This window comes from Nonomuraea sp. NPDC050022 (assembly GCF_044460705.1).
GTDB lineage: Bacteria > Actinomycetota > Actinomycetes > Streptosporangiales > Streptosporangiaceae > Nonomuraea.
On the sequence record NZ_JBITKE010000004.1, the window covers coordinates 296,897 to 322,261 of the forward strand.

General features: G+C 69.6%; 26 protein-coding genes. 10 read left to right on the top strand and 16 right to left on the bottom strand.

Going from position 1 to position 25,365, the window contains the following annotated elements; genetic code table 11:
• Positions 1-4: 4 nt before the first annotated feature.
• Positions 5-1,027, top strand: a complete 1,023-nt coding sequence (locus tag ACIBO2_RS17905) for a hypothetical protein (protein ID WP_358533821.1) — start codon at positions 5-7, stop codon at positions 1,025-1,027.
• Between the two features lie 62 nt (positions 1,028-1,089).
• Here the strand turns inward: ACIBO2_RS17905 and ACIBO2_RS17910 are convergent, their stop codons facing one another.
• Both ACIBO2_RS17910 and ACIBO2_RS17915 read right to left on the bottom strand, forming a co-directional pair.
• A complete protein-coding gene (locus ACIBO2_RS17910; protein ID WP_358533824.1) occupies positions 1,090-1,458 on the bottom strand; it encodes a YbaB/EbfC family nucleoid-associated protein in 369 nt (122 codons plus the stop codon).
• A 19-nt stretch (positions 1,459-1,477) separates the two neighbouring features.
• The gene (locus ACIBO2_RS17915; RefSeq protein WP_397297939.1) at positions 1,478-1,867 is read right to left on the bottom strand and encodes a YbaB/EbfC family nucleoid-associated protein; all 390 of its coding nucleotides are present in this window, start codon (positions 1,865-1,867) and stop codon (positions 1,478-1,480) included.
• A gap of 214 nt (positions 1,868-2,081) precedes the next feature.
• Here ACIBO2_RS17915 and ACIBO2_RS17920 point away from each other — a divergent pair, with 214 nt between their 5' ends.
• From ACIBO2_RS17920 to ACIBO2_RS17930, 3 genes are read left to right on the top strand one after another with little or no spacing between them, the layout of a single operon-like run.
• A complete protein-coding gene (locus ACIBO2_RS17920) occupies positions 2,082-2,393 on the top strand; it encodes a hypothetical protein (RefSeq protein WP_358533830.1) in 312 nt (103 codons plus the stop codon).
• Complete coding sequence (locus ACIBO2_RS17925; RefSeq protein ID WP_397297941.1) at positions 2,390-3,469, top strand: hypothetical protein; 1,080 nt, start codon at positions 2,390-2,392, stop codon at positions 3,467-3,469. The genes ACIBO2_RS17920 and ACIBO2_RS17925 overlap by 4 nt, the downstream gene beginning before the upstream one ends.
• Before the next feature lie 3 nt (positions 3,470-3,472).
• Positions 3,473-4,153, top strand: coding sequence for a hypothetical protein (locus ACIBO2_RS17930; protein ID WP_358533836.1), 681 nt, complete (start codon positions 3,473-3,475; stop codon positions 4,151-4,153).
• An 81-nt stretch (positions 4,154-4,234) separates the two neighbouring features.
• On the opposite strand, the gene ACIBO2_RS17935 is transcribed toward ACIBO2_RS17930, so the two are convergent.
• Both ACIBO2_RS17935 and ACIBO2_RS17940 read right to left on the bottom strand, forming a co-directional pair.
• Positions 4,235-5,662, bottom strand: coding sequence for a DHA2 family efflux MFS transporter permease subunit (locus ACIBO2_RS17935; protein WP_358533839.1), 1,428 nt, complete (start codon positions 5,660-5,662; stop codon positions 4,235-4,237).
• A gap of 104 nt (positions 5,663-5,766) precedes the next feature.
• Entirely contained in the window at positions 5,767-6,363 is a 597-nt protein-coding gene (locus ACIBO2_RS17940; RefSeq protein ID WP_397297943.1) for a TetR/AcrR family transcriptional regulator, read from the bottom strand.
• Positions 6,364-6,541: 178 nt separating this feature from the next.
• Between ACIBO2_RS17940 and ACIBO2_RS17945 the strand changes: the two genes are divergently transcribed.
• Positions 6,542-7,066: a DUF2218 domain-containing protein gene (locus tag ACIBO2_RS17945; RefSeq protein WP_397298579.1), complete on the top strand. Its 525-nt coding sequence runs from the start codon at positions 6,542-6,544 to the stop codon at positions 7,064-7,066.
• Between the two features lie 18 nt (positions 7,067-7,084).
• On the opposite strand, the gene ACIBO2_RS17950 is transcribed toward ACIBO2_RS17945, so the two are convergent.
• Positions 7,085-7,663, bottom strand: coding sequence for a TetR/AcrR family transcriptional regulator (locus ACIBO2_RS17950; RefSeq protein ID WP_358533848.1), 579 nt, complete (start codon positions 7,661-7,663; stop codon positions 7,085-7,087).
• Positions 7,664-7,775: 112 nt separating this feature from the next.
• On the opposite strand from ACIBO2_RS17950, the gene ACIBO2_RS17955 reads away from it, so the two are divergent.
• Complete coding sequence (locus tag ACIBO2_RS17955) at positions 7,776-8,258, top strand: DUF4396 domain-containing protein (protein WP_358533851.1); 483 nt, start codon at positions 7,776-7,778, stop codon at positions 8,256-8,258.
• 40 nt (positions 8,259-8,298) lie between these two features.
• Here ACIBO2_RS17955 and ACIBO2_RS17960 read toward each other — a convergent pair whose 3' ends face one another.
• The 5 genes from ACIBO2_RS17960 to ACIBO2_RS17980 all read right to left on the bottom strand — a co-directional run bounded on the left by ACIBO2_RS17960 (position 8,299) and on the right by ACIBO2_RS17980 (position 15,311).
• Positions 8,299-10,509: a heavy metal translocating P-type ATPase gene (locus ACIBO2_RS17960; protein WP_397297946.1), complete on the bottom strand. Its 2,211-nt coding sequence runs from the start codon at positions 10,507-10,509 to the stop codon at positions 8,299-8,301.
• Between the two features lie 16 nt (positions 10,510-10,525).
• Positions 10,526-11,455, bottom strand: a complete 930-nt coding sequence (locus tag ACIBO2_RS17965; RefSeq protein ID WP_397297948.1) for a hypothetical protein — start codon at positions 11,453-11,455, stop codon at positions 10,526-10,528.
• Between the two features lie 99 nt (positions 11,456-11,554).
• Positions 11,555-13,840 carry a xanthine dehydrogenase family protein molybdopterin-binding subunit gene (locus ACIBO2_RS17970; protein WP_397297950.1) on the bottom strand — a complete coding sequence of 762 codons (2,286 nt, stop codon included), beginning with the start codon at positions 13,838-13,840 and terminating at the stop codon, positions 11,555-11,557.
• On the bottom strand, positions 13,837-14,796 hold the full coding sequence (locus ACIBO2_RS17975) for a xanthine dehydrogenase family protein subunit M (RefSeq protein WP_358533861.1): 960 nt from the start codon (positions 14,794-14,796) through the stop codon (positions 13,837-13,839). Before ACIBO2_RS17975 ends, ACIBO2_RS17970 begins: the two co-directional genes overlap by 4 nt.
• Positions 14,793-15,311 carry a (2Fe-2S)-binding protein gene (locus ACIBO2_RS17980; protein ID WP_397297952.1) on the bottom strand — a complete coding sequence of 173 codons (519 nt, stop codon included), beginning with the start codon at positions 15,309-15,311 and terminating at the stop codon, positions 14,793-14,795. The genes ACIBO2_RS17975 and ACIBO2_RS17980 overlap by 4 nt, the downstream gene beginning before the upstream one ends.
• Positions 15,312-15,467: 156 nt before the next feature.
• Here ACIBO2_RS17980 and cseB point away from each other — a divergent pair, with 156 nt between their 5' ends.
• Together cseB and ACIBO2_RS17990 are read left to right on the top strand one after the other, a co-directional pair.
• Positions 15,468-16,166 (top strand): two-component system response regulator CseB, encoded by a 699-nt coding sequence (gene cseB / locus ACIBO2_RS17985; RefSeq protein ID WP_358533866.1) that lies wholly within the window; start codon positions 15,468-15,470, stop codon positions 16,164-16,166.
• Between the two features lies 1 nt (position 16,167).
• Positions 16,168-17,397, top strand: coding sequence for an ATP-binding protein (locus ACIBO2_RS17990; RefSeq protein ID WP_397297954.1), 1,230 nt, complete (start codon positions 16,168-16,170; stop codon positions 17,395-17,397).
• On the opposite strand, the gene ACIBO2_RS17995 is transcribed toward ACIBO2_RS17990, so the two are convergent.
• Complete coding sequence (locus ACIBO2_RS17995) at positions 17,385-17,879, bottom strand: carboxymuconolactone decarboxylase family protein (protein ID WP_397297956.1); 495 nt, start codon at positions 17,877-17,879, stop codon at positions 17,385-17,387. The genes ACIBO2_RS17990 and ACIBO2_RS17995 overlap by 13 nt on opposite strands.
• Positions 17,880-17,909: 30 nt before the next feature.
• Positions 17,910-18,263, bottom strand: a complete 354-nt coding sequence (locus tag ACIBO2_RS18000) for a DoxX family protein (RefSeq protein ID WP_358533875.1) — start codon at positions 18,261-18,263, stop codon at positions 17,910-17,912.
• 200 nt (positions 18,264-18,463) lie between these two features.
• Between ACIBO2_RS18000 and sigJ the strand changes: the two genes are divergently transcribed.
• Positions 18,464-19,375: an RNA polymerase sigma factor SigJ gene (sigJ, locus tag ACIBO2_RS18005; protein ID WP_397297958.1), complete on the top strand. Its 912-nt coding sequence runs from the start codon at positions 18,464-18,466 to the stop codon at positions 19,373-19,375.
• Positions 19,376-19,474: 99 nt separating this feature from the next.
• Here sigJ and ACIBO2_RS18010 read toward each other — a convergent pair whose 3' ends face one another.
• The 3 genes from ACIBO2_RS18010 to ACIBO2_RS18020 all read right to left on the bottom strand — a co-directional run bounded on the left by ACIBO2_RS18010 (position 19,475) and on the right by ACIBO2_RS18020 (position 24,046).
• Complete coding sequence (locus tag ACIBO2_RS18010; protein ID WP_358533880.1) at positions 19,475-20,095, bottom strand: hypothetical protein; 621 nt, start codon at positions 20,093-20,095, stop codon at positions 19,475-19,477.
• A 187-nt stretch (positions 20,096-20,282) separates the two neighbouring features.
• Positions 20,283-23,075: an ATP-binding protein gene (locus ACIBO2_RS18015; protein WP_397297961.1), complete on the bottom strand. Its 2,793-nt coding sequence runs from the start codon at positions 23,073-23,075 to the stop codon at positions 20,283-20,285.
• 146 nt (positions 23,076-23,221) lie between these two features.
• Entirely contained in the window at positions 23,222-24,046 is an 825-nt protein-coding gene (locus tag ACIBO2_RS18020; protein WP_358533884.1) for an NAD(P)H-binding protein, read from the bottom strand.
• Positions 24,047-24,146: 100 nt separating this feature from the next.
• Here ACIBO2_RS18020 and ACIBO2_RS18025 point away from each other — a divergent pair, with 100 nt between their 5' ends.
• Positions 24,147-24,536, top strand: coding sequence for a helix-turn-helix domain-containing protein (locus ACIBO2_RS18025; protein ID WP_358533887.1), 390 nt, complete (start codon positions 24,147-24,149; stop codon positions 24,534-24,536).
• A 192-nt stretch (positions 24,537-24,728) separates the two neighbouring features.
• On the opposite strand, the gene ACIBO2_RS18030 is transcribed toward ACIBO2_RS18025, so the two are convergent.
• Positions 24,729-25,364, bottom strand: coding sequence for a nucleoside deaminase (locus ACIBO2_RS18030; protein ID WP_358533890.1), 636 nt, complete (start codon positions 25,362-25,364; stop codon positions 24,729-24,731).
• Position 25,365 lies beyond the last annotated feature (1 nt).

Below are 25,365 nucleotides of genomic sequence, written 5' to 3' on the forward strand. Positions count from 1 at the left end.
GATCATGTCGTTCATTTATCGATCATCCGGCGCGCTCGCGCTCGCGGCCGCCGCCGCACTGGCCACCACCACGACCTCCATCGCGCAGGCGCAAGCGGCGCCCACGGCCGCGGCCGACCGGGTCCTGCGCGTCTACAACAACAACATCGAGAACCTGGTGCGGAACAACGCCGACGGCTCCTGCACCCGGATCTCCGGGCCGGACCACCTCACGTCGATGCTGGTCGACGACAACGGCAAGACGGGCACCTCCGGCGTGCAGGCTCCCGATCTCCTGATCGTGCAGCAGGTACGCGGCACCGGACAGGCCACGGCCTACGCCGACCAGCTCTCGGCCAAGTTCGGATATCCGGCGGGCACCTACAAGGCGATCGTGGCCTGGGACGACCCCGAGGTGTGGGGCTCCACGCACAAGTGCTCGCAGCAGGCGCTGGGCGACCTGAAGAAGAAGCAGACCAACGGCATCGTCTACAACACCAGAACGCTGAGCCTGGCGACGGGCGACACTTCCGCGTATTGGAGTGCGGGCTGGTTAAAGCCCGGGACATCGTACGGTGGCGGAGCCGGATGCACGCTGTACAAGCCGCCGAGCAACGACGACGGCAGCACCAACGCCTACAAATGGAAGCGTACGAGCGCCATCGCGGCGAAGTTCACGATCAAGGAAACGGGCACCACGGTTTTCGCCGCGACCATGCACCTTCCGGAACAGAACGGAGCGAACGCCTGCGCGGGCGCCGGCGACACGGGCATCGCCAACTCCGGCATCCACGTCGGCGCGGACGCCACCAGTCTGATGAACGCCTCGACGATCCGGGTGATCGGGATCGACGCGAATCGTACGAACATCGCCCCCACGACGCTCAGCGGCTTCGGCATGACCGGCTATGGGGCGAAGGTGACGTCCGGCTCCAGAAAGATCGACTATCTGTTCGTCAAGGGCGCCGTGCAGCCGTCGAGCATCGATCACACGGTGAGCGGCACGAAGTCGAACCATATGGCGCTGTACGGATTCATCACCTACTGAACCCACAGAGTGTGGGCGGCCTGACCCCGCTCGTGTCGAGGTCACGCCGCCGGCGTCGTAGGTCAGCGCCAGTCGCCGATGACGCGCCGGAGGTCGGCCGCGGCCTGCTCCAGGTCGTACCCGGGAAGGGTGTCGCGCAGGAGGGCGTCGGCCTGGCGCTGGGCGTCGGCGCCCGCCAGGTCGAGGGTCGCCATGACCTCTTCCGCCAGGTCCTGGCTGCCCATGCGCAGAGCGCGGGGGCCGAAGGAGACGTTCAGCACGCGGCCTTCGGGGTTCACGGATGCCTCGACGTGGCCCGACCGGCTCTTGGCCGTACCGACGATCTTGTCGAGGTCCTCCTGGGCCGCCTCCAGGGCGGCCATCATCCGCGCGCCCTCGCGGGCGGGCCCGTCCACGTCCCGGACGCCGAAGTCGTTCTCCGGAAAGTACACGCTGTGCCTCCTGGATGAGCTAGATGAGATCGCGGATGGCCTGCTCGCCCCGTGCGCGGACGAAGGTCTCGTCGAGCGGCTCCGGCAGGGCGTCGGCACGGCTCGACGCCTTGTCCACGACCTCCCGCGCCTGCCGCGCGGCGTCGTTCTGGGCCGCCTGGAGCACCTCGGTCACCTCGCGGCCGAGCTCCCGCTCGTTCTTTCGCAGCGCCCGCGGGTTGATGCTCAGCCGTGTCACCCGGGCCTGGCCGTCAGCGGTCGCCCACACCAGACCGTCGGCGCTCTCCGCCTGGCCTTCGAGCCGTCCGATGGCCGTCTGCGCGGCGTACAGGCCACGAATGACCTCCCGGCAGCGGTCCACGTACTCGGCCAGGAACGCCGCGTCCTGCTCTGGGGTGGGTACAGACACGTCGACTCCGTGCGGGTTCGGTGAAGGGGCCCGCCGCGATGGCACAAAGCGCGGGCACTCGGTTATCGCTTTCCTAACTGGTCGTGACCGACGTCGGAGAATATTAAGAGATCGCTCTTCCGTTTTTCTTCCGCTCTTCTTCCGTACCGATGACCGATGAAAACTTTCAGCGCCGCGCGCATTTGGGAAAAATGTCGAGGTATGGTCATCCGGCATGACGGGATTGGAGATCAGCCTGGGGGCAGTGGGACAAGACGCTTCCCGGCTCAGAACCCACGCAGAAGAGCACGATGCCGCGCTCAACCCTCTCGTACAGCGAGGGGACGGCGTTTCGTCCTGGGGGGACGACGGCATGTTCGGCATGTTCGCCGGCATTTACGCCGATGCCCGCGAGACCTCGATGGCCGCGCTCACCGCCCTGTCCACGGCGCTCGGCGAAACCGGCGACGGACTCCACCGCGTGGTCAGGAACAACTCCGAAGCCGAGGCCGCGAACGCGCGGAACGCCGGTGACATATGGCGGTGATGCTCGACCCGGCCGCCGCCGGGATGATGCAGATGATCGGCCACTGGCCGAACATCAACGAAGACGAGATGCGGGCCGAGGCCAACGCCATGCGCGGCACCGCCGCGACCGCGCTCACATCGGCGACACAGGCGGAGACAGCGGTCCGCGGCGCGCAGCAGAACTACCACGGCGGCTCCGCCGAAGCCATGCAGACCCAGTGGAACAGGCTCGGCGTCAACGGCGGATCCCTCGCGCAGGCCAGTCAGGCCTTATCCGTGGCGCCCGCGACCCTGGACGGCGCCGCCTCCGTGGTCTCGGCGGTGAAGGTCGTCTCAGGCATGCAGGCGGCGGCCACGGCGGTCACCGTGGCGAAGCTGCTGGCGGTCGGGGGCGTGACCGGAGTCTCGTTGGCCCTGGTACGGATGAGACTGGCCCGGGCCCAGCTCAGGAGAGCCCAGGCCGAGGGCATGGAAATCACGGGCAAGCGAGTGGGGGAGGTGGTCATCAGGAGGCTGAAGGAGCCGATGCGCCGCATCCTGGACGATCTCCCGCGCCGCGGCGGCGGGTCCGGCGGGCGCCTGGCCTTGGCCGGCCCGCGCGGCGGAGTGCCCGTGCGGCCCGCCGGCATGAGGGCGTCGTCCGGCCCCCGCTCGGCCGAGAACGGCATCGCCCGGATGTCTCCCCGCAACAACAATCGAGGGAACGGGGGCAACCGAGGTAGAGGCCGCGGCTTTCTCGGCAGAGGAAGAAGCAACAAGAGCTACCGCGTGGAGAGAGACGGAAGAATCCATGAGGAGACCCCGACCAGCGCCAGGGGCATGACAGAGGCGGAGGCGAGGAAGGCCCTGTCCGAGATGAAGAGAAGCCTCAAGGTCAGAAAGAAAGAAGAGGAGGTCAAGGGTTATGAGGTCGGGCACGCGCAGCGAATCGAAAGGGAAGAAAAAAATATCAAGAAATTAGAGGAGAGCATCCAACGGCGGGAGTTCCACCAGGATTCCGGGAGCGGACCCAGCGCCGGGGGGAGCCCGGATGCCAGCGAGTTCGAGAGAACTATGGGCCGGAAGCCGTACTGGAACGGCGAATACTGGGAGTAGTCGATGCAGACGCAAACAGGCGACGATCTGATCGAGCGTATTCGTACGCATCCGGCCGACGACGAGATCATGGGCGAGGCCGCCAATGACCTGCTGAGCGAGTTGTACGCGGGATACCCCGTCGAGAACCTCGCAAGGCTCCTTCACAGCGGCGAAGAGGTGGTCGTCGGCGTGGCCTCCTGGCTGCTCTCCGAGCTGGCCGAGCTCGCGGCCCCGATGATGGACGAGCTCCCGGCCCTGCTGTCCAGCCCGGTCCGCAACACCCGGTACAACGCGATCACCGTCGCGCTGGCGAGCACTGACGGGCGGCACGGGCCCATCCTCGCGCAGGTCATCAACCTGAGCCTCGACCCCGATCGCGCCATCCGCTGGAAGATCCTCGAGTTCCTGACCGAGGCCTCGATCGAGCAGCTTGAGGCAGGGGCGTCATGTCTGCCCCCGGGTCAGCTCAAGGAACTGGTGGAGTGGCTGATCCTCCAGGACGAAGAGGAGTCTGACCGGACCGGCATCGTCATCCGAATGGAAGAAGGCGACCCGCTGACCCGGCTGTTCGCCGGGGCGGCCGCCGCGAGCCTGTCCCACAAGGACGACACGGACCTCCTGGCGCACGCGGCCATGGCCAGGGATGAGGCGATCCGCTCGTTCGCCCAGACTCGGCTGGAGCGGCTCCGCGAGGACGATTAGCGGCCCTCGGGGTTCATCAGGCCCGCGAGCTGGGCGCCGGCCTCGACGGCCTGGCCCCCCGGCCCACGCGCGTCGTACCCGTCAGTGGCCGTGTCCGTGGCCGTGGCCGACGAACGCCGCCGCGGGCTTGCCCGGCGGCACCAGCCACAGCGCGATGGCCGCCGCGGCGCCCGCGGCGACGACGCACAGCGTGAGCCCCGAGACGAAGCCGCCGATGCCCGCCGTCGAGCCGGGTACGAGGCTGGACGCGGCGACCGTGGAGACGACAGCCACCCCGATCGAGCCGCCGAGTTCGTGGAAGGTGTTGATGACGCCGGAGGCGACGCCGTTCTCGCCGGGCGGGATGTTCGCCATGGTCGTGGTGGTGGCCGTCACGAACGCCGGCCCGATCCCCAAAGCGGCCAGCACGAAGCCGGGTAGCAGCGTGGTGTACGCGCTCGCGTCGGGCGAGATGCGGGTCATCAGCGCCGCCCCGGCCGCCGTCACCACGAAGGACGCCACCGCCACCGGCCGGCCGCCGATCCGGCCGATGAGATGCCCGCCGAGCTGTGCGCCGATCGTGATCGCGATGGCCACGGGCAGGAACAGCAGCCCGGTCTCCAGCGCGCTGAACCGCAGCACGTTCTGGAGGTAGAGCGAGCTGAGGAAGAACAATCCCAGCATCAGCCCGGTGGCCATCAGCATGACGAACGTCCCCGAGATCACCGGCCGCCTGGCCAGGGTCTCGGCGCGCATGAGCGGTGCGCGTACCGACCGCTCGACGACCACGAACAGCGCGTACAGCAGCACGGCCCCCACCAGCGGCAGCACCGTGCCCACCGCGCCCCAGCCCGCGTCGCCCGCTGTCACCAGCCCGTAGATCAGCAGTGCCGTCGCCAGTGTGACGACCAGGGCGCCGGGTACGTCGACCCGCTCGCTCCGCCCGGGCGTGGGCGGTACGACGGCGGGCACGGTGGCGAGCACCACCAGCCCGATCGGTACGTTGACGATGAACACCCAGGTCCAGCCCGGCCCGGCGGTCAGCACGCCGCCGAGCAGCACGCCCAGGGCCGCCCCCGTACCGCCGATGGCCGCCCAGACGCCGAGCGCCCGGCCGCGCCGTTCGCCCTGGTAGGTGCTGGTGATGACGGCCAGGGCCGCCGGGGAGAGCAGCGCCGCTCCGATGCCCTGGAGCGCCCGCCCGGCGATGAGCATCACGCCGCTCCCGGCCAGCCCGCACACCAGCGAGGCCGCCGTGAACAGTCCCAGCCCCATCATGAGCGTGCGACGGGCGCCCCACGCGTCGGCGAGCCGCCCGCCGAGCACCATGAGGCCGCCGAAGCAGAGCGTGTACGTGGTCACCACCCAGGTCAGCGACTCGCGGTCGAGCGCGAGGTCCGTACCGATGGTGGGCAGCGCCACCTGCACCACCGTGATGTCGACGATCAACATGAACTGGGCCAGGCACAGCAGCACGAGCAGGCCCCACCCGCTCGTGCGTGTCTGGGCGGAAGGCGTGCCAAGACTCATCCGAAGTCTCCTTAACTCGAACACTGATGTTCAAGTTAGCACCCGTGAACCATACACAGGTAGGGTTTTTTTCGGGACGCGGAGCCTGCGGAGGCAGGCCGGGGTCAGGCGGGCTTGGAGAGCAGCGCCAGCATCGTCTTGATCAGCACCGGCTCGACCTCCTCGGCCGCCAGCCGCCCGGTCTCACGCTCCTGCGCCGCGCTGTGGATGATCGAGAAGAACGTCGTCACCAACCAGGCCAGCGGCAGGTCGGTGCGGAAGTCGCCCGCGCGCTGACCGCGCGCGATGAGCCGCTCCACCCGCTGCAGCGGCCGGTCGTGGTGCTCCCTGATCCGCTCCGTGGCCAGTGTCCGGTCGGCGGCCAGGAACAGGCGGCGGTGCCGGTCGAGGATCTCCCAGGACGACCGCAGGAGCTTGGCCATGGCCTCGGGCGCGGGTGCCGTGTCGATCGAATCGTCCGCTAGCACCGCCTCCGCCACGCCGACCGCGTGGTCGAGCACCGCGTCCACCAGCGCCTCCCGCGACGGGAAGTGGCCGTAAAGGGTGACTCTGCCCACCCCGGCGGCCTTGGCGATGTCGGCCACGCTGGCCGTGTGGTCGGCGCTGAGCAGCCGGGTGCCCGCTTGGAGGATCGCGGCGATGTTGCGCTCGGCGTCCGCACGCCGGGCGGGTACCGGCTGCCGTGCTGCGGTCTTCACCATACGACCAGCCTACGACCCGCCGTTCCGCGCTCCTCACGATTTTTCGAGACATAGTGTATATATCATAGGCATGCTGTACTGAAACCTTGAAAGGACAGCCATGCAACGCGCCGAAGCTCACATCACGACCGATCGCGCCAGTCGCTACCTCGTCCAGCTCTGCCGCCATGCCGACCAGATGAGCCGCGGCTTGCCCACCGGCCCCGGCCACGGCCCGCACATAGGCGGCGAAAGACCCAAAAGCGTCAAAGCAGACTGGTCCGAGACAGACGGCACAATCAACCTCGACTGGGGCACCTGCACCCTGCGGGCCACCCCGGAAGGATTGACGGTGCGTGTCGAAGCCGTGGACGAGGACCGGTTACAGCGTGTGCAAGCCCTTCTCACCAGGAACATCACCAGGATGGGCAGGCGTGACCACCTGAGCGTGGACTGGCGCCGCCCCGACGGAACCACGAGCCCCGTCCCGGCCACGGCCCCGCCGCGCCGGAGCCGTTACCTGACGCTCGGCCTCACGCTGGCCGCCGTCCTGGCCGTGGCCGTGCACGTGGGGCTGGCCGCCGGAGCGCTGGCGATCCCGCAGCGGGCGGGACTGGGTTCGGACGCCGTCCTGGGGATCATCCTGGTGATGGCTCTGGCGAAAGCCGTCCTGATCATCGGCCATCTCCGGCGCCGCCGCCGGTCTTCCGCAGGCCCTCACTGAATCCCGCTGAAGGCAAGCTCAGCGCGGTCGCAGCCCGGTCAAGGTAAGGGAGACGAGGCGCTTGACCGCGGCCTCCGAGGACAGGTCGACGGCTGCCTGCAGCGCGTGGGTGCAGAAGGCGGCGAGCTCGTCCGCCGCCATGTCGTCACGTACGTCACCGGCCCGCGCGGCGGCTGTCAGCGCGTCGCGCAGCATGTCATGCAGCCGCCGCTGGGCGCGGCCGGCGTCCTCGGACCGGTGCAGGAGCATGACGAGATCGGGGCTGAAGCCATGCCGCGCCATTCGCCGATGCATCAGGGCGTACGTCTCCAGCATGGCTTCGAGCCGCAGCCGGGCGTCGCCCTCGCGCTCCACCGCCTGGGCGAGGTGCTCCAGATGCCCGGCGACCATGCGGCCGTGCCAGGCCAGCAGGATAGTCTGGACGTCGGGAAAGTATTTGTAGAGCGTCGCGCGGCCGATGCCGGTTTTCTCGGCGATCTGCGACATCGTCACCGCCAGGAGCCCACGCTCGCGCACCAGCTCGACAGTGGCGTCCAGGATCGCGTCATGCACGGTACGGCGGTGCGTCTCGATCGTCTCGTTCCACAGCTTCGGCACCCGGCCAGTTTACGAATCGGCGAGCTGGATACACGCCGCCGTACCCGACAAATGCGGCGAGATACCCCCTATGAGTATGCTCAAGGCTCGACGCCGGCTAAGGAGCAACATCATGGACCACAGCGATCACCCGGCTACTGGTCACCACGCCCCGCCCGCGGCCACGTGGACGGTGGCCGCGCAGGCGACCCTGCACTGCCTGACCGGATGCGCCATCGGCGAGGTGCTGGGCATGGTCATCGGCACCGCCGCCGGCCTGTCCAACTTCACCACCGTGGTGCTGTCGGTGGTGTTGGCCTTCGTGTTCGGCTACGGGCTGACCATGCGTGGCGTGCTGCGGGCCGGACTCGGCTTTCGCGACGCGTTGAAGGTGGCGCTGGCCGCGGACACCGTCTCCATCGTGGTGATGGAGATCATGGACAACGCGGTGGTCGTGGCCGTGCCCGGTGCCATGGACGCGGGTCTGACCAGCTGGCTGTTCTGGGCGTCGCTGGCCGGGTCGTTGGTGGTGGCCTTCGTGGTGACGACGCCGGTGAACAAGTGGCTGATCTCCCGGGGCAAGGGCCATGCGGTGGTGCACCAGTACCACCACTGAGTGGCCGAAGGCGGTGAGCGCCTTCGGCCACGCGAATGGATTACTTGAAGCGGCGCAGGCGCAGGCTGTTGCTCACCACGAACACGCTGGAGAACGCCATCGCGGCTCCGGCGATCATCGGGTTGAGCAGGCCGATCGCGGCCAGCGGCAGGGCGGCCACGTTGTAGGCGAACGCCCAGAACAGGTTGCCCTTGATGGTCGACAGCGTGCGGCGGGACAGGCGCAGCGCGTCGGCCGCCACCCGCAGATCGCCCCTGACCAGGGTCAGGTCGGACGCCTCGATGGCCGCGTCGGTGCCGGTGCCCATCGCCAGGCCCAGGTCGGCCTGGGCGAGCGCGGCGGCGTCGTTGACCCCGTCACCCACCATGGCCACGACCTTGCCCTCGGCCTGCAGCTTCTTGACCGCGTCGACCTTGTCGGCGGGCAGCACCTCGGCTATGACTTCGTCGATGCCCACCTCGGCCGCCACCGTACGGGCCACGGCCTCGTTGTCGCCGGTCAGCAGCACCGGCGTCAGGCCGAGTGCCCGCAGGTCGGCGATGGCTTGCTTGCTGGTCGGCTTGACCACGTCGGCCACCACCAGCACCGCGCGGGCCTGGCCGTCCCAGCCGACCGCGACCGCGGTGCGACCCTTGGCCTGCTCGTCGGCGAGCTCGCGTTCCAGGTCGACGGGCAGGTGCTGGGACCACTCCGCCAGCAGCCGGGGACGGCCTACCAGCACCGCGTGGCCGTCGACGATGCCCTGTACGCCGAGCCCTTCGACGTTGGCGAAGTCCTCCACCGTGGCGTCGGATCGGGCCTCGCGGGCGATGGCCTGGGCGATCGGGTGCTCGGAGGCGTGCTCCAGCGCGCCGGCCAGCCTGAGGACCTCTTCGCGGTTCTCCCCCTCGGCGAGGTGGACGGCGACCAGGGTCATCTTGCCCTCGGTGACCGTGCCGGTCTTGTCCAGCACGATCGTGTCGACCTTGCGGGTCGACTCCAGCACTTCCGGGCCCTTGATCAGGATGCCCAGCTGTGCGCCCCGCCCGGTGCCGACCAGCAGCGCGGTCGGCGTGGCCAGGCCCAGCGCGCAGGGGCAGGCGATGATCAGCACGGCGACCGCCGCGGTGAACGCCGCCGCCGCGCCGTTGCCCGTGCCGAGCCAGTATCCGAGTGTCCCGACCGCCAACGCGATCACGATCGGTACGAAGATCCCGGAGATGCGGTCGGCCAGCCGCTGCACCTGCGCCTTGCCGGTCTGCGCCTCCTCGACCAGTCTGGCCATCTGCGCCAGCTGGGTGTCCGCGCCCACTCGGGTGGCCTTGACGATCAGGCGGCCGCCCGCGTTCACCGTCGCGCCGGTGACCGCGTCGCCGGGCTTCACCTCGACGGGCACGGATTCGCCGGTCAGCATCGAGGCGTCCACCGCGGAGCTGCCCTCGGTGATCACGCCGTCCGTGGCGATCTTCTCGCCCGGCCGGACGACGAAGGTGTCGCCGACCTGCAGTTGCTCGGTGGGGATGCGGCGGCCGTCGGCCAGTTCGACCTCTTTGGCGCCCAGTTCCAGCAGCGCCTTCAGTGCCGCGCCGGCGCGGCGTTTGGCGCGGGCCTCGAAGTAGCGACCGGCCAGGATGAACGCGGTCACCGCCGCCGCCGTCTCGAGGTAGATGTTGCCCGAACCGTCGGAGCGCTCGATGGTGAACGTGAAGGGATGCGTCATGCCGGGCGTGCCGGCGGTGCCGAAGAACAGGGCCCACAGCGACCAGCCGAGCGCGGCCAGCGTGCCCAGCGAGATCAACGTGTCCATGGTCGCGGCGCCGTGCCGGAGGTTGGTCCAGGCGGCCTTGTGGAAGGGCCAGCCCGCGTACACCACCACCGGCGCGGCCAGCACCAGCGACAGCCACTGCCAGTTGGTGAACTGCAGCGCCGGGACCATCGCCATCGCCACCACCGGCACGCTCAGCACCAACGAGGTGCGCAGGCGCTGACGCAGCGGCCGCAGCTCGTCCTCCGGCTCCTCCTGCCGCTGCGCCTCCGTCTTGGGCGGGGCGGGCAGGGCGGCGGTGTAGCCCACCTTCTCCACCTCAGTGATCAACTGCTGCGGATCAATGCCCTCGGGGAAGGTGACCTTCGCCTTCTCCGTCGCGTAGTTGACGGTCGCGGTCACGCCTTCAAGCTTGTTCAGTTTGCGTTCGATGCGGTTGGCGCAGGATGCGCACGTCATGCCGCCGATGGTGAGTTCGACAGCTCTGCCTTCGGTGAGGGAAGACATCACTCCCCCTTTCTGCTCAGTGCTTGTGGTCGTCGCCGTGGGACGGGCTGACACTCGGCTCCGCCGCGGGCTTGGGCTGTCCGGCCCCTGCTCGGGCGGTGAAATCGGCGGTGCGTACCTTGCCGGCGTGCTGGAAGTCCAGGAACAGCCGGTAGTCGCCGCCGCTGGGCACTTCGGCGTAGAAGGTGATCTCGGGCCCGGCCTTGTCGCTTTCTTCCGGATGTACGTGGAGGTAGGCCAGGTCACCGGCCCGCAACGCCACCAGGTGGCCGTACGCCCCCAGGTATGGCTGCAGATCCGTCACCGGCTTGCCGTCCTTGCTCACGCTCAGCGTGAGCTTGCTCGCCTGGCCGGGAACCAGGTCGCCCGTCAGGGTAACCGTGTAGCCGTCCACCTGCGCCGTACGACTGACCGCAGGCAGGGCCCGCGGCGCGTACTCGCCCGCGACCGGCACATCCATACCAAGTGTCAGGCCACTTCCGCCCGCGGGGGCGAAGTCGGCGAAGGCCCGGTAGGCGCCAGGGGCGTCCAGCGTCAGCTTCACCGACCACACCCCGTCGCCGGCCTGTTCGGGGTGCAGGTGCTGGAACGTCGCCAGGTCACGAGAGACCACGATGAAATGGAGCTTCTTGTCATGCTGAACCTGATAGTCGGTCACCGGCTTGCCATCGGGCCCTGTCACAGTGAACCGGAAATCGGTGGGCTCGCCGGTCTTGACAGTGGTCAACGGATTGAGGGTGTAGCCGTTCTGGGACACCTGCAGCCCCCCGGGGGTATCGTCCTGCGGTTTTGCGCCGGCCTGAGTGGGAGTGGTGTGGGCGCTCCCATGGCTCGGGGGCGCCGGTGCGGGGGTGCCCTCCCCGAACGCGTTTCCGACGCCCAGGGCGCCGCCGAAGACGACGGCCAGCCCCACAGCGTAGGCACCTAGCTTGCTCGCGGTGTTCATGTCGTACCGCCTCCTCGGCGAGGTCATCGGGAACGCGTGGGTCGCGCGATCTTTCGACTTCCTCAACGTACTATACCCCCCTACCGTATTCCAATCCGGCTACATGAGTTTGTCCGGAGTGATGGGGAGGGAGCGGACGCGTTCGCCGGTCGCGTGATAGACGGCGTTCGCGATGGCGGCGGCCACGCCCACGATGCCGAGCTCGCCGATGCCCTTGGCACCCAGCGGGGTCTGCGGGTCGGGCTGGTCGACGAAGTGGATGTCGATGTCGGGCACGTCGGCGTGCGTGGGCACGTGGTACTCGGCCAGGCCGCGGTTGACGATGAGGCCGGTGCGCTCGTCGAGCAGTGTCTCCTCGGTCAGTGCCATGCCGATGCCCATGATGATGCCGCCGCGCATCTGACTGGTGGCCTGCTTGGGGTTGACGATCCTGCCGCCGTCGAACGCGCCGACCCAGCGCGTGACGCGCGCCTCGCCGGTCTCCTCGTCGACCCGCACCTCGCAGAAGTGCGCGCCGTAGGAGTAGGTGCCCCGCTTGACGGTCTGGTACGGCAGCGCCGACTTCCCCGCCACCTCCACGGCCTCCGTCTCGGCCCTGGCCAGAATGCGCTCATAGCTCTCACCCCCACGGGGCCCGAACAGGCCACCGTCGCGGGTCTCCACCTCCTCGAACGACCGTCCAGCCAGCGGTGAGTCGGTGTCGCGCACCAGCTTCAGCAGCTCGCGGACGAGGTTGTCGCGGGCGGACCAGACGGCCGAGGCGAGCGTCGTGGTCGCGGCCGAGGCACCGGGGATGCGGGTCCTGGCCACGTTGGAATCGCCCTGCTCGAAGCGGATCCGGTCGAGAGGCAGCCCAAGACGGTCGGCCGTGGCCTGGCTCTGCGCGGTCGAGGTGCCGGCGCCCAGTTCGTTGGTGCTGCTGCGGATGGTGACGGTGCCGTCGGCGGACAGGCGCAGCTTGACTCCGGCGATGAGCACGGCGTCGGGGTTGATCGCCGCGGCCATCCCATACCCGATGAGCCAGCGGCCGTCCCGCGTCGCGCGGGGCGCGGGCGGGCGCCGGGACCAGCCGAACGCCTCGGCGCCCAGGGCGTACGCCTCGCGCAGGTGGCGGCTGGTGAAGCTGATTCCGCTCATCGGGTCCCGCTCCGGTTCGTTGCGCAGGCGCAGCTCAAGAGGGTCGAGGCCGAGCCGCCAGGCCAGCTCGTCCATGGCGGATTCCAGCGCGAAGGATCCGGGGGCGACGCCTGGGCCACGGAAGAAGGCGTTCTGGATGCGGTCCAGGCGGACCACCTGCTGGACGACATGGACGTTGGGGCAGGCGTACAGATGGCGGGAGGCGACGACGGCGGCCTCGGCGAACTCGTCGCTCGTGCACGGGGCCAGGGCGTCGTGTTCGAGCGCGGTGAGCCGCCCCGTGGCGTCGGCGCCGAGCGCGACGCGGCTGCGGGTCGGGGCCCGGCCGCCGGTCATGGCGAACACGTCGGCCCGCGAGAGCACGAGCTTGACGGGACGGCCGGAGAGTTTGGCCGCCGCCACCGTGAGCCAGACGTGCGGCCAGGCCGGCGTCTTGCCGCCGAAGCCGCCGCCGATGAACGGCGCCAGCACGCGGACGTTCTCCTCGGCGAGTGAGAACTTCTTGGCCAGCATCTCCTTGACGCCATAGGGGTACTGCGCGGTGTCGTAGACGGTGAGGCGGTCGCCCTCCCAGTCGGCCACGGTGGCGTGCGGTTCCATGGCGTTGTGGTGTTCGAGCGGCGTGGTGTACTCGGCCTCGACCGTGGCCGCCGCCGCGCCGAGCGCCGTGCGGACATCGCCGCGCCTGGTCACGGGCTCCTCCAGCACGGCGTGGGCGGGCGTGTACGGTTTCCCGTCGGCCATCGACAGCCTGGCGGGCCACGGCTCGTAGTCGGCGTGGATCAGCGACGCCGCGTAACGGGCCTGTTCCAGGGACTCGGCCACGACGACCGCGATGGGCTGGCCGTACCAGAAGATCTCGTCGGTGTTGAGCACCGGCAGGCTCATCGCGGCGGCGCCGAGCGGGCCCTTCATGGTGGCGTACGCGGGGGTGCGCTTCATCGCGGGCGCGTTGTCGTGGGTCATCACGAGCAGCACACCGGGCGCCCGCGGAACGTGGACGGCGGTGACCCGGCCCCTGGCGATGGTGCTGCCCACCACGACCGCGTAGGCGAGGCCGGGAAGTCGCCGCTCGGCCGTGTAACGGATGGCGCCGGTGACCTTGGCGCGGCCGTCCAGCCGGTCGGCGGGCCTGCCGAGCTCGGCGCGGCGGTGGGCCAGGGGATCGGGCCTGCCGTCGGGCAGGAGTCTGGCCAGCCTGGTCAGTGCCTTGCTGGCGAGGGTGAAGCCGCGGGCGGCGAGATTCATGACCTGACTCCTTGCAATGCTCGCCGGATCAGGCGCCGGGCCAGCTCGGCCTTGAACGCGTTGTGCGCGCGTGGGCGGGCGCCGGCCAGCGCCTGTTCGGCCGCCTGGTGGATGAGCTCGTCGTCGAGAGTGGTGCCGGTCAGGAGCCGTTCGGCTTCGTACGCGCGCCACGGTTTGGCGGCGACCCCGCCCAGCGCGATGCGTACGCCGGTGGCGCGGCCCGCTTCCATACGGACGACGGCGGCCACGCTGACCAGCGCAAAGGCGTAACTGGCCCGATCGCGCACCTTGAGATACACCGAGCGGCCCAGCTGGGCAGGCGGCAGGTCGATGGAGGTCACCAGCTCCCCCGGCGCGAGCGCCGTCTCCAGGTGCGGCGTGTCTCCGGGCAGGCGGTGGAAGTCCACCAGCGGTACGGGGTCGCGGCCCGCGATGTTGACCACGGCATCCAGGGCGGCCAGGGCCACGCACATGTCCGACGGATGTACGGCGACGCAGCTCTCGCTCGTGCCGAGGATGGCGTGCGTGCGGTTGAACCCGTCGAGGGCATCACAGCCGGCGCCCGGATCACGTTTGCCGCAGGCCGAGTGCCGGTCGTAGAAGTAGCCGCAGCGGGTGCGCTGCATCAGGTTGCCGCCCACGGTGGCGCGGTTGCGCAGCTGAGGGGAGGCGCCGTTCAGGATGGCCTGGGCGAGCACCGGGTAGCGATCGCGGATCCGCTCGTCGGTGGCCACCCGCGTGTTGCGGGTCAGGGCCCCGATCCGCAGGCCGCCCGCGTGCTCCTCGATGTCGGCCAGCGGCAGCCGGGTGATGTCCACGAGCTCGTGCGGCGTCTCGATGCCCTGGCGCATCAGGTCGACGAGATTGGTGCCGCCTGCCAGGTATTTCGCCCCTTCTGCGGCGCGGGCGACGGCTGAGGAGGTGTCGGTGGCCGGTACGTAGGAGAACGGGTTCACCGGACGACCTCCCGCACCGCCGCGAGGATCCCGTTGTACGCGCCGCACCGGCACAGGTTGCCCGCCAGCCGTTCCCTGATCTCGGCGTCCGTCAGACCGGCGCCACCTACGGCACTGGGCACCCCGGCCTCGCCCACGGCGCTCGGCACCCCGGCCTCGTACTCGGTGAGCATGGCCACGGCCGAGCAGACCTGGCCCGGGGTGCAGTAGCCGCACTGCAGGCCGTCGTTGCGGACGAACGCCTCCTGCATCGCCCGGCCGACCTCCGACGAGGCCAGCCCCTCGATGGTCGTGATCGCCGCGTCCGCGCATTGCGCGGCGAGCACGAGGCAGGAGTTGACCCGCTCACCGTCCAGCAGCACCGTGCAGGCGCCGCAGGCCCCTTGGTCGCAGCCCTTCTTGGTACCGGTCAGGCCGAGGTGCTCGCGCAGGCAGTCGAGCAGGCTGACCCGGGTGTCCAGCTCCAGCTCGTGCTCGCGGCCGTTCACCGAGAGCCGCACTTGTATGGATGGCATCCGCATTCCCCGCTATCTCGTACATCCATGTACGGGTTGTAGAGTGCGGACTATACCCCTCCTCCGTATGAAGGTTGATTCGTGGCTGATACACGGCTGAGGCGTCGCGGATGTCGGCGGCTTGTATCGTCTGTTACCTCAGGCCTTTGGGGAGAAATGTCGCTTTCGGTGTCGGCTCCGGTGACCGTGCTGCTCGTCGAGGACGACGAGGTGATCCGCAAGACCGTCGGGATGGTGCTGGAGCGCTACGGCTATCGCGTGGGCACGGCGGGCGACGGTCTGACCGGCCTCGAACTGTTCAGGGAGCAGCGGCACGACGTGCTGCTGCTGGACGTGATGCTGCCAGGACTGGACGGCATCGGGTTGTGCCGGCAGGTCAGGGAGTGGAGCCTGGTGCCGATCCTGATGATGTCCGCGCGGGGTGACGCTCTCGACGTGGTGTCGGGGCTGGAGGCGGGGGCCGACGACTACGTGGTCAAGCCGGTCGACACCTCCGTGCTGGTGGCCAGGATCCGTTCCCTGCTGCGCCGGGCCTCCTTCGCTCCGGGTCCGGAACACCTCCAGGAGGCCACTGGCCTGGTCTTCGGGGACCTGACCATTGATCCGCAGGGGCTGGAAGTGCGCCGCGCCGGGGAGCCGGTCGAGCTGGCTCCCACCGAGTTGCGGCTGCTGCTGGAGTTCGCCGCGAATCCGGGGATCGTGCTGGACCGGCAGACACTGCTGCGCAACGTCTGGGACTACGGCTGGGACGGGGACAGCCGCGTCGTCGACCTGTGCGTGCAGCGGCTGCGTAAGAAGATCGGCGCCGACCGGATCGAGACGGTCCGCGGCTTCGGTTACAAGCTGCGGCGCTGACGTGGGAAAGGCCGCACGCGGACTACTGAACTGGCGGTCACTACGCTGGAAGATCGCCGCGCTGGTGGCCGTGACGTCCTGCGCGGTCGCGCTGGCCGTCGGGGTGCTGGTCCACCGGAGTGCCTTCGACCGGTCCATGAGCCTGGGCAGGGACAGGGCTTTCAGCGCGCTGCTGGCCGAGGTGGACGCCTACCGGCGTACGGGCGAGGCGCCGCAGCCCACTCAGGTCCCGCCCGCGCTGCTCCAACAGGCCAGGAGCACAGGCGAGTTCAGCACCTGGTACGACGACCGCCGACCGGACATCCCCTGGATGTGGGCGGCGCAGCTGATCGACGGCCAGGTGCTCGCCGTGCAGATCGACATGGGCTCGGAGATACGCGGTCTATGGGCCCTGGACCGGAACATCCTGAAAGCGTCGCTGGTCGCGCTCGCGGTCGTCGTACCTCTGGCCGTGCTGGCCGCCGAGACGTCCAACCGGCGGCTGAGGCGGGTGGCCCGCACCGCGCGGCGGATCGCGGACGGCGACCTAGAGGCCAGGAGCAGGATGGGCGGCCGGGGCGGCGACGAGATCACCGACATCTCGGCCACCATCGATTCGATGGCCGACAGCCTGCGGGACCGGCTGTTGAGCGAGCAGCGCTTCACCGCCGATGTGGCCCACGAGCTGCGTACCCCGCTGATGGGACTGGTCGTCTCGGCCGAACTGCTCCCGGAGAGCGAGGCCACCGACCTGGTACGTGACCGGGTGCGGGTGCTGCGGGCGCTGGTGGAGGACCTGCTGGAGATCTCCCGGCTGGACGCGGGCGCGGAGTGGGCCGACCGCCGTCCGGTGCCGCTGGGCCGGGTCGTCGAGGAGTGCGTGGCCCGGACGAAGCTCGCGGTCCGGCTGACGGTGACCGGTGAGCCGGTGGTCGACACCGATCCGCGGCGCATTGACCGGATCATCACGAACCTGGTCATCAACGCCCACCGCCACGGGCGCGCTCCGGTCGAGGTCGCCGTGAACGACACGACGATCGTCGTACGCGACCACGGCCCCGGATTCCCGGACGGGTTGCTGGCGGAGGGACCCCAGCGGTTCCGTACGGGCGGGGCCGAGCGTGGCCATGGCCATGGTCTGGGCCTGGCCATCGCCGCCGGACAGGCACGGGTGATCGGCGCCGATCTCGCCTTCGCCAACGCCCCGGACGGCGGCGCGACGGCCACGCTTCGCCTTCATCACCCGGTGTAGTTCTTCCCAGGGGGCTTACCGGGGATCGGCTTGCCGATGAGGGCGACGGGGATGAAGAAGAAGATCTGGCTGATCGCCAGGGTGAGCGTCCAGAGCGCCTTGTCGTCGTAGTGGGCGGACGCCTTGGCGTACAGCTCATCGGGGACGCGCTCCCCGGACGGGTTCGGGGTGAGGGCGGCCTCCACGAGCTCCAGCGCGACCCGTTCGGCGTCGGTGAAGTAGGGGGCGTCCTGCCACGACGCCACCGCCGTGATGCGCTCCTCCGTTTCCCCGGCCTTGCGGAGCAGGCCGGTCTGCCGGACGGTGTGGTAGGTGCTGCCGACGATCTGACCGGCGCGGAGTTGCAGCAGGTTGACGGTGGTCTGCGGAATCGCGCCGTTCAGGGTGGCCTTGAGCATGGCTCCGGCGATCTGGCCGAGCTCGGGGAAGAACTGGGCGGGGTCGGGCAGGCGTGACTGCTCGGTCGTGGTGGGTGTGGACATGGCGAGGTTTCCCTTCTCGATCTCTACGGGTCACGACCAGTGGTAGGCCAGGTTCACGGCCAGTGCGGCCACCGCGGTGAGGAAGAATCCGCCCCAGTTCACGAGCTTGCGGGAACCCACCCGCAGGTGTGCGAGGAGCGCGCCGACGAAGTACAGCACGAGGCTGTAGGCGGCGAGTGTCCCCAGCATCGGCACGGCGAACCCGCCCAGCAGCCCCAAAGAGCCCGCCGCCAGCATCATGCCCAGGACCGGTACCCACGACCGTGGCAGGCGCTTCATGTCCGCCTGGGCCTTGGGAAATTCGTGGCCGATCAGGTAGACGACGGCGGCGCTGCCGAACAGGAGCGCGGCGAAGATGGTGACCGCGACATAAGCGGCGAACATAAGCTTTCCTTTGTGGTTGTCAGCTGCGAGAACTTCCGTCGAGGAAGCCGGCCCGTGCATCGTTGATCACTGCGATCCGGGTCCCAGCAGTCCGACGAAACAACCGCGGAAAATGTCAGGCGACGCGCCGACCTCACAGTCCCGTGGGCTGTCTCGTCGAACGGGTGAGGGCAGCCGCGAGCAAGGGAGCCATCGACACCATGACCACCCCATCCGATCCGGGCCTGAGCGCGATCATGAGTGAGCGGCGTCAGCTGATCAACCTCGCCTATCGTCTCCTCGGCTCCCTGGCCGACGCGGAGGATGTCGTACAGGAGACCTACGCCCGCTGGTACGCCATGACCCGGCAGCAGCAGGACGCCATCGAAGTCCCCGGCGCCTGGCTGACCACGGTCGCCAGTCGCATCTGCCTGGACCTGCTCGGCTCGGCACGGACCCGGCGCGAGAGCTACGTCGGCGAATGGATCCCCGAGCCGCTGCCCGACCCCACGGAGTGGATCACCGGGCGGCCGGTCGACCCGGTGGACCGCGTCACCCTCGACGAGTCGATCACCATGGCCTTTCTCGTCGTGCTCGATTCGATGACCCCCGCCGAGCGCGTCGCGCTCGTCCTGCATGACGTCTTCCGCTTCTCCTTCGCCGAGGTGGCCGAGATCGTCGGCCGTACGCCGGGGGCCTGTCGCCAGCTGGCCTCCTCGGCCCGCCGCCGTCTCGGTGCCACGCAGGCGCCGGCAACTCCGGCGGCGCGGCAGTCCGGCATCGTCAGGGACTTCAAGCAGGCATGGGAAGCCAAGGACATCGACGCCCTCATCGGTCTTCTCGACCCCGACGCCACGGCGATCATCGACGGCGGCGGCCTGGTCAGCGCCGGACTCCACCCGATCGAAGGCAGCGAGCGGATCGCCCGCTACATCCTCGCCCTCGCCGGCAAGGCACCCGACCTGACCATCCTGGAGCGTACGGTCAACGGTCAGCCGGGTCTGGTGGCTCAGCAGAACGACGTCGCCGTGACGGTGGCCGCGTTCGACGTCGAAGACGGCCGGATCAAGCGCATCTGGGCGGTACGCAACCCCGAGAAGCTCCGGCCATGGACGGCGGCCACCTCGCGGTAGCGTGACGCGGCGATCCGGGGCTACCTGGACGGGTGATCGCGCGACGTGACGCCCGGAGGGGTGGCGCGAGCGTGTCGTCGCGCCACCCCGGGGTTCCGGTCAGGGATCGTTCGGCTTGGGGTTGTGCGGGCTGCCGCCGCCACCTCCACCGCTGCTGCCGTTGTTGCCGGCGAACTGGATGGGCTGGTAGTTGGGCAGGACCACGGTGTTGGCCGAGGCGTCGGAGCCGTCGGTGCTGAGCGTCTTGTACACGGTCCAGATGAACTTGGCGAAGCCGAGGACCTGACCCCAGTCGATGCCGTTGTTCCAGTGCACGATCGACACCGCGTACGTCTGCTCGGCGATGTCCGGTGCGACCTGCCCGGACCAGTTCTCCGTACGCTTGGAGTAGCCCAAGGCGGTGCCGTTGACACCCCAGCAGTCGCCGCCGACCTCGCCGATGACCATGCCGTCGATGTTGAGGAGCAGGGCCTTGGCGCACAGCCGGACGCCAGTGAGGTAGACGCCCGACTCGACCGTCGAGACCCCGTAGACGTTGCCGCTGGCGTAGACCTTGACCGTGGTGTCGATGGTCTTGTTCTGGTTGTTGGCGTGCCAGGAGTGAAGCGACGCCTCGGCGACCAGTCTGTCGGCGCTGGCTGGCGGTGAGGCGACGACGAAGCCGGTCAAGGCGATGAGGGCGGTGAGTAACGCGGTGATCAGTCTTCTGGGGGTGCCCATGGAGGCCTTTCCGTTCGTGGTGCTCGGATGATCCGTCCGAATTCTCACCACGTGGCCATTCACCGGCGAAGAGCCACCGACCCGTAATCAGGAAGGTCCGTCGTTTCACGGATGCCGCCCTGCCAGAGGGTACGTCGTTCAACGGATCCCACGGCCGGGCCCGCCGATCCACCATGTCCAGGTGACCTCACGCCTGGCCTGCCGACCGGCGGACCAGGGCCGCGCGGGTGTTGACGCCGAGCTTGCGGAAGACCCGCGCCAGGTGCGTCTCGACCGTGCGCGGGCTCAGGTACAGCCGCTCGCCGATCTGCCGGTTCGTCAGACCCTCACCGACCAGCTCGACGATCTCGCGTTCGCGCTCCGACAGCCGCCCGCCCGCCCCATGGGCCGCGGCGCCGCGCTGCCTGCGCCCGGCCTGCGCCGCCGGCCAAGGCGCGCCGACGCGCGTGAACAGGGCCTTGGCCTGGCCGAGCTGCTCCTGCGCCGTGCGGACGTCGCCCGCGTCCGCGCTCACCTCCGCCAGCAGCATCCGGGCGAAGCCTTCGCCGACGGGCAGTCTGGCCGTGACGAGACACGCCACGGCCGCGCGCGCCGACGCGTCCGCCTCGTGCGGCCGGTCCGCGGCCATCGCCAGCGCCGCGCGGGCCGCCTCGACGTCGGCGGACCGGGCGGGCGGCGCTCCCGACGCCACGACCGCGACGGCCCGCTCGTACCACTGCCCGGCCGCCGTCAAGTCGCCGCAGGCCGCCTCCGCCCGCGCGCGGCGGGCGAAGACACTCGCCGCGCCGGGCCCGAGCCCCGACGGATCGCCGCCGACGCGGGCGGCCAGGAACCACCGGCAGTCCTCCGTACGGCCGACCGCCATCAGCACCTCCGACACCACGTCGTCGGCGATGGTCCGCCACCACGCCGAGCGCATTCCCGGACCGTGCAGCACCTCCTCCACCAGGGGCACGGCGGCCTCAGGACCCGCCTGCCACAGCAGCGGCCGGGACTTGACCACGTGCGCGAACGCGAGCATCTCGGCGCTGCCGAGATGACGGGCGATCTCCTCCGCCTCCTCGGCGTCGGCCAGCGCCGCCTCGATCTCGCCCAGCGCGGAACGGACCATGGCCCGCGCCGCGTGCAACAGGGGGACGACATTGTCGCGGCCGTGGTCACGGGCGACCTGCAACCCGCGAGCCAGGTGCCGCAGCGCGTCGTCGTGGTGGTCGACGATGAACTCGCCCCACGCCAGAGGTGCCACGAAGCCGAGGTCGTCGCACAGCTCGCGGTCGGTCAGGGCGTCCATGAGCGTCTTGGCGCGGGCGAGCAGGCGATATCCGTCGGGGAAGTGGCAGCGGTACAGCTCGGCGACCGCGAGCAGCGTGACGGCCGAGGCCGATGTTCCAGACCTTGCTTGGTTCGACTGATCCAGGGCCTGGGCGGCGTTGTCCGCCGCCGAGTCCCACTGGCCCTGCAAGAGGTCGATCGCCGCCAGCTCCACCAGGAGGGGCGGCCTGCCCGCGGAGTCGTCCACCCGGGCCAGCTCGCCGGTCAGCAGCGCCCTGGCCTCTTCCAGCCGGCCCAGCGACCGTTGCATCGCGGACAGCAGCCCCACCGCCCGGTCCCTGCTGCCGTCGCCTTCCCGTACGAGCTCGTCCAGCAGCCCCCGGGCCTCCTCCAACCGCCCGGACACGGCGAGCGCCGCGGCGAGCGACATCCGCAGCTCCGGCGTCGCGTCAGCGGGCGACGCCTCCAGCGCGGCGCGGAACCATCGCGCCGCCGTCGCGGGCGCGTTGACCGACACCGCTCCCGCCGCCGAGACGAGGAGCGCGGCCCCATCCGCGTCGCCCACGCCTATTGCGTGCTCCATGTGCACCGCGCGGCGGACGTCCGAGGCACCCCGCGAGAGCAGGTGCTCCGCCGCCCGGCGATGCGCCGCCCTCCTCCAGGAGGGCCCGGCCAGCTGGTAGGCGGCCGCGCGAACCAGCGGATGCCTGAACACCAGCGCCCGCCCGGCCGTGCCGAGCACCCTGCGGCGCACCAGTTCGTCCAGCGCCGACTCGACGGTACGGGGATCCAGCCCGGACACGGCCGCCACGAACGCCACATCCACGTCATCACCGGCGACGGCCGCCGCCTGAGCCACCAGCTGCCGGTCCGGGTCCAGCCCGGCGAGTTCGGCCACGATCAACCGGTCAAGGGCATCGGTCCTGGTGACCTCCGTGAGAGCACCGGTGACCTCCGCGAGGTCGGCGGCCTGGATGTCCGGCAAGGTGGCCAGGATCTCCAGGAACAGCGGGTTGCCGCCGCTGCGCTCGTACAGCCGCCGCCTTCCCGGACGGGACAGTTGCCGCTTTCCCGGACGGGACGGCTGCCCGGCCAGCATGGTGTCGGCCTCAGCGGCCGGCAGCGGGCCGAGCGACAGGTTGACGACGTTCGCCGAGGTCAGCGAGCGGACCAGCCCCCTGGGCAGCTCGCCGGTACGGCAGGCGAGCACGATCACGGCGCTCGTGTTCGGCGGATGTCTGATGTGATAGTCGATCACCTCCACCGAGGCGTCGTCGGCCCACTGCACGTCGTCCATCAGGACCACCAGCGTGCTCGACTCGCCCATTCGCTCCACGCCCTGACGCATCTCGCGGAAGCGGCGGTGACGGTCCAGACCGGCCAGGTCACCCGTCCCGCTCTCCCGCGACAGCAGCGCGCGCAGCCCATCGAGGTGTCCGGCGAGGTCAGGATGCTGGTGGGCGTCGGCGAGCGCGTCCTGCACGATCCCGTACGGCGCGCTGCGCTCGAACTCGGTGGCCCGTCCGGCGATGGCCATGATGCCCCGTTCGCGCGCGAGGTCGGCGAACGCGCCCAGCATCCGGGTCTTGCCGATGCCCGGCTCACCGGTCAGCAACACGAAGACCCACTGCCTCCGGGCGTCCAGGAGACCCGACAGGTGGGCCAGTTCGGCGGTTCTGCCGACCAGTGGACGCCGGCTCTCGAACACCTGCTGCCTCCCACGGACACGCCACTCTCGGCCGGGAGGATCGCCCGGACGTGATCCATGTCTATCCCACGCGAATCCCCGTCAATGCGCCAGCCGCCTCAAGTCCGCTGCGGTAGTCCGGCCGGACGAGCACCGACCCGGATCTGCTATTTGAAGGCCGCGACGTTGCGCTCCGCCCACTCGGCGAAGGTGCGGGGCGGGCGCCCGAGGAGCCGCGCGACGTCGGGGCTGACGCGCTGCTCGGCGGCGGACGGGGCGCCGAGGGCGCCGAGGGTGGCCTCCACGACTGGCTCGGGCATGTACTCCAGCATCTGGTTCCGCGCTTCCGCGCGGCTCTGCTCAACGAACCGTACCGACTCGCCGAGAGCGGCCCCGATCGCCGCGGCCTGCTGCCGGGGTGAGATCGGTGCCGGTCCGGTCAGCGTGTAGACCTTGCCCTCGTGGCCTGGCCCGCGCAGTGTGACGGCAGCGACCTCGGCGATGTCGGCCGGGTCGATGGCCGGCACCGCGACGTCGCCGAACGGCGCCGTGACCACCCGTCGCGTACGGACCGAGCCGGCCCATTGGGCCGTGTTGGAGGCGAAGTTGCCCGGCCGCAGCATCGTCCACTCCAGGCCCGACTGCTTGACGGCGTCTTCCAGGTGCGATGGGTGGCGTTGGGTGCCCACGCCGTGGGAGGACAGCAACACGACCCGTGGGACGTCGGCCGCTCGTACGACGTTCATGACGTCACTGAGATCACCGTTCGCCATGAAGTCGGGGGAGGTCAGCAGGAACAGCGCTTCGGCTCCATGCAGGGCGGGCTTGAGGCTCTCCGGTTCGGCCAGGTCGGCTCGCTGATGCCGTACCCCCTCCGGCATGTCCAGCTCTGAGATCCCACGTGAGACCGCCGTCACCTGCTCGCCATACGCGACGAGCGCCCGCACGAGCGGCTGCCCGACGTTGCCCGTAGCCCCAGTCACCACAATCATGTTCACTCCCGTTGATCGATGTCCTCTGTGGACTCGATGGAAGCTACTAGCGCTGTGATAGTAGGTACCTAGAGGAAAGTATTGGCGAGGAAGGCTCATTGTGACCAACAGCACACCTTGGCCGCCTCCTGCCGACGTCCCTCCGGAGCAGGCGTGCCCGATCACCCCGGTGGTCGACATCGTCTTCAGCCGCTGGACCACGCCGATCCTGTGGGTGCTCAACGAATTCGGGCGGCATCGGTTCGTGGAGCTGCAACGCCGCATCACGACCATCACCCCCAAGGTGCTGACCGAACGACTGCGGCAACTGGAGCGCGACGGACTCGTGGTGCGGACCTACCACCCCGAGGTTCCGCCGCGGGTGGAGTACGAGATCAGCGAGCTGGGACGCAGCCTGGCACCCCTGTTCGAGACTCTCGCCGAGTGGTCGGTCAACTTGGACAAGGTCGAGCAGGCCCGGCTGGACTACGACGCCAGGAAGTCAGCCTGACCCGAAGGCCGCGGAAAATCGCGTCGTCAGCGATCCGATCCGCCAGCAGGTCGTAGGTCGCGGAATTGCCACGCGCTTCCATGGCCGCGAAGCGCCGGTAACTGCGCCGCTGTGTCCACCGTCTCCCCCTCCGTCATAGCGATCTTGACGGAGGAAGAAGGCGCCGGGAAGGGCGGCCTGCCGATATGGCGGTCAGTACGGGTGCCGGTCGGGCTTGTTCATCCACGCCGCACAGGCCTGGGCGCCGAGTTCGGGCTGAGCCTGCTGGATCAGGATCCTTCGCTCGTCGAGAGGCCGGGTGAAGTCCTGGTACTGGAACTCGTCGTCGAAGCCGATCTTCTTCGTCGCCGCCAGGTCGAAGGCGAAGTAGACCCTGTCGATACGTGACCAGTAGATGGCGCTCATGCACATCGGGCAGGGGGCGCCACTGCTGTAGAGCGTGTATCCCATGAGCATCCGGGCCCGCTCCGGCATGAGATCGGGGGATCCCTCAGGGCGTGGCACGAGCTCCAGGGTCGATTCGTTCTGCTGGCTCTCCGGTATGGAGGGGGCCCGGGAATTCAAGATCTGAATGGCCTTGCGGATGGTCTCCACTTCGGCATGGGCGGTGGGGTCGCCGGTGAGAAGGACGCGATTCTGCCCGCGGGCGATGATTTCTCCGTCGTTGGTGAGGACCGCACCGAAAGGGCCGCCCCAACCGTTCTCTACGGACTCGATAGCGAGCCGCACCGCTTCCGCCATGAAATCCTTGGAGTCCATTCCGAACCCTCCGATCCGTAAAAGGCGGTTGAAGTTTCGGCCCTTCGCCGACCTGGTCAATCGCCGCATC

What these genes read in the sequence shown, in the direction of transcription:
- ACIBO2_RS18020 (WP_358533884.1), bottom strand. Translation starts at nt 24,046, where the DNA reads ATGATTGTGGTGACTGGGGCTACGGGCAACGTCGGGCAGCCGCTCGTG.
- ACIBO2_RS18000 (WP_358533875.1), bottom strand. Translation starts at nt 18,263, where the DNA reads ATGTTCGCCGCTTATGTCGCGGTCACCATCTTCGCCGCGCTCCTGTTC.
- ACIBO2_RS17945 (WP_397298579.1), top strand. Translation starts at nt 6,542, where the DNA reads ATGAGCCGCGGCTTGCCCACCGGCCCCGGCCACGGCCCGCACATAGGC.
- cseB (WP_358533866.1), top strand. Translation starts at nt 15,468, where the DNA reads ATGTCGCTTTCGGTGTCGGCTCCGGTGACCGTGCTGCTCGTCGAGGAC.
- ACIBO2_RS17955 (WP_358533851.1), top strand. Translation starts at nt 7,776, where the DNA reads ATGGACCACAGCGATCACCCGGCTACTGGTCACCACGCCCCGCCCGCG.
- ACIBO2_RS18030 (WP_358533890.1), bottom strand. Translation starts at nt 25,364, where the DNA reads ATGCGGCGATTGACCAGGTCGGCGAAGGGCCGAAACTTCAACCGCCTT.
- ACIBO2_RS17965 (WP_397297948.1), bottom strand. Translation starts at nt 11,455, where the DNA reads ATGAACACCGCGAGCAAGCTAGGTGCCTACGCTGTGGGGCTGGCCGTC.
- ACIBO2_RS17960 (WP_397297946.1), bottom strand. Translation starts at nt 10,509, where the DNA reads ATGTCTTCCCTCACCGAAGGCAGAGCTGTCGAACTCACCATCGGCGGC.
- ACIBO2_RS17995 (WP_397297956.1), bottom strand. Translation starts at nt 17,879, where the DNA reads ATGTCCACACCCACCACGACCGAGCAGTCACGCCTGCCCGACCCCGCC.
- ACIBO2_RS17970 (WP_397297950.1), bottom strand. Translation starts at nt 13,840, where the DNA reads ATGAATCTCGCCGCCCGCGGCTTCACCCTCGCCAGCAAGGCACTGACC.
- ACIBO2_RS17920 (WP_358533830.1), top strand. Translation starts at nt 2,082, where the DNA reads ATGACGGGATTGGAGATCAGCCTGGGGGCAGTGGGACAAGACGCTTCC.
- ACIBO2_RS17935 (WP_358533839.1), bottom strand. Translation starts at nt 5,662, where the DNA reads ATGAGTCTTGGCACGCCTTCCGCCCAGACACGCACGAGCGGGTGGGGC.
- ACIBO2_RS17930 (WP_358533836.1), top strand. Translation starts at nt 3,473, where the DNA reads ATGCAGACGCAAACAGGCGACGATCTGATCGAGCGTATTCGTACGCAT.
- ACIBO2_RS17940 (WP_397297943.1), bottom strand. Translation starts at nt 6,363, where the DNA reads ATGGTGAAGACCGCAGCACGGCAGCCGGTACCCGCCCGGCGTGCGGAC.
- ACIBO2_RS17905 (WP_358533821.1), top strand. Translation starts at nt 5, where the DNA reads ATGTCGTTCATTTATCGATCATCCGGCGCGCTCGCGCTCGCGGCCGCC.
- sigJ (WP_397297958.1), top strand. Translation starts at nt 18,464, where the DNA reads ATGACCACCCCATCCGATCCGGGCCTGAGCGCGATCATGAGTGAGCGG.
- ACIBO2_RS18010 (WP_358533880.1), bottom strand. Translation starts at nt 20,095, where the DNA reads ATGGGCACCCCCAGAAGACTGATCACCGCGTTACTCACCGCCCTCATC.
- ACIBO2_RS17980 (WP_397297952.1), bottom strand. Translation starts at nt 15,311, where the DNA reads ATGCCATCCATACAAGTGCGGCTCTCGGTGAACGGCCGCGAGCACGAG.